At 62.0% G+C, this 1,730-nt stretch carries 3 protein-coding genes; all 3 read left to right on the top strand.

Annotated elements, in window-relative coordinates; all coding sequences use genetic code 11:
• On the top strand, positions 1–180 hold a 180-nt coding region (locus Q0F21_RS07720), incomplete at its 5' end, for a DUF933 domain-containing protein (RefSeq protein ID WP_297238819.1).
• An 18-nt stretch (positions 181–198) separates the two neighbouring features.
• Positions 199–660, top strand: coding sequence for a hypothetical protein (locus Q0F21_RS07715; protein ID WP_297238817.1), 462 nt, complete (start codon positions 199–201; stop codon positions 658–660).
• A 129-nt stretch (positions 661–789) separates the two neighbouring features.
• On the top strand, positions 790–1,730 hold a 941-nt coding region (locus Q0F21_RS07710; protein WP_297238816.1), incomplete at its 3' end, for a pitrilysin family protein.

Below are 1,730 nucleotides of genomic sequence, written 5' to 3'. Positions count from 1 at the left end.
GCGGGCGTGATCCACTCCGACTTTGAGCGCGGATTTATCTGCGCCGAGGTGATCAAGTACGACGACTTCATTGCCCTCCGGAGCGAGCAGGCGGTCAAGGAGGCCGGCAAGCTCTACGTCGAGGGGAAGGACTACGTCGTGCAGGACGGGGACATCATGAACTTCCGCTTCAACGTCTGATCGCCTCACGATAGCCCCATGGATCGGATCGGCTACTACTTTGTCGTGCCGCTGCTGCTCTCCATCGTCTACTTCGGTGGCACGATCAGCGGGCGGAGCCGGCACAGCCGCACATTGTACCAGTGGATGTGCGAGTTTTTCTTACTCCTAACGGCAGTCTATCTCGCGCCCAGGGAAGTGGTGCCGGTGTGGCTCTCCCTCGGGGCGCTCGTCGGAGCCCTCGCAGTAGGCCTACTGCTCCGCCGGGCCATCGGGCAGGAGCGCCTACTCCCTGATCGGACGTTTATCAGGAAGCAGTACCCGATCCTCTTCTATCCCCTATACATCCTGCTGGGACTGCTCATCGGAATGGGGCGCACGAGTCGTCTCTCACCCGTAGCACTGCGCACGATCCTCATCGCCGCGCCTATGCTCTGCGTCATCGTGGAGCGGATCTCCTACCACCTCCACAAGGGGCACCGCCCCGCTGACGAGGAGTGACCGGACATCGCCTCCGATATACCGTCGGCGAGCCGGTCCCCGTAGGGATGCCTCCCCTCCCGGGAGATGCTCTTGCCTGAGGGGAAGAGTGGTAAAAAGGGTACCTTTGTGGCGAAAAAAGTGAGGACAATGACTGCTGCATACCATACGGTGACGCTTGAGAACGGTCTGCGCTGCGCCCTGCTCCCGGTACGGAGTCGAGTGGTGTGGTGTGGATTTGGAATCCACTCCGGTAGTCGGGATGATCCCAAGGGGCTGCCGGGGCTGGCTCACTTCGTCGAGCATACCCTCTTCAAGGGGACGACCCACCGCCGTGCGGATCACATCCGCAATCGGATGGAGGTGGTGGGCGGCTCCATAGATGCCTATACGACGAAGGACGAGACCGTCGTCTATACCGTCGGACCGCGAGGGGAGCTGACTCGAGCCATGGAGCTCCTCGGAGATCTGATCCGCCATAGCACCTTCCCTGAGCGGGAGCTTGAGCTGGAGCGGGGAGTGGTGCGCGACGAGATCAATCTCTACCGGGACACCCCGTCGGATCGGATCTTCGACGAGTGGGACGAGCGCTTCTTCCGAGACCAGACCCTGGCACACCCGATCCTCGGTGACACCCGGAGTCTCGACCGGATGAGTCGGGTGGATCTGCTGAGCTATACGGAGCGCACGTTTCGCCCCGATCGGCTGCTCTTCTTCGTGATGGGACAGGTGACGCCACAGCGCTTCGAGGAGCTCTGTCAGCGGTACCTGTCGGTGCCCTTCTCCTCACGGGTCCAGTCCTCACCCAGACCGGAGCTGCAGCTCCCCATAGCCCTGACCGACCAGTCTCCCCATATCGTCCACAGCCGAACCCACCAGGCGCACACCCTCCTCGGTGGTCTCGGCGTGACCTACAACGATCCTGACCGTGCGGCTCAGAACCTCCTCCTCCAGCTCCTGGCGGGAGATGGGATGAATACCCGGCTCAATGTCGAGCTGAGAGAACAGCGCGGCTGGGTCTACAATGTTGAGGCCTCCGTCACCTGCTTCCCCGATGTGGGCTGGTGGCAGATCTACTTCGGCAGCGACGA

The organism is uncultured Porphyromonas sp., assembly GCF_934359325.1.
In the GTDB taxonomy this organism is placed as follows: Bacteria; Bacteroidota; Bacteroidia; order Bacteroidales; family Porphyromonadaceae; genus Porphyromonas_A.
This window is presented reverse-complemented; position numbering and strand designations above follow the sequence as displayed.

Excerpts from the sequence above, each read along its gene's own strand:
- Q0F21_RS07715 (WP_297238817.1), top strand. The coding sequence starts at position 199 with ATGGATCGGATCGGCTACTACTTTGTCGTGCCGCTGCTGCTCTCCATC.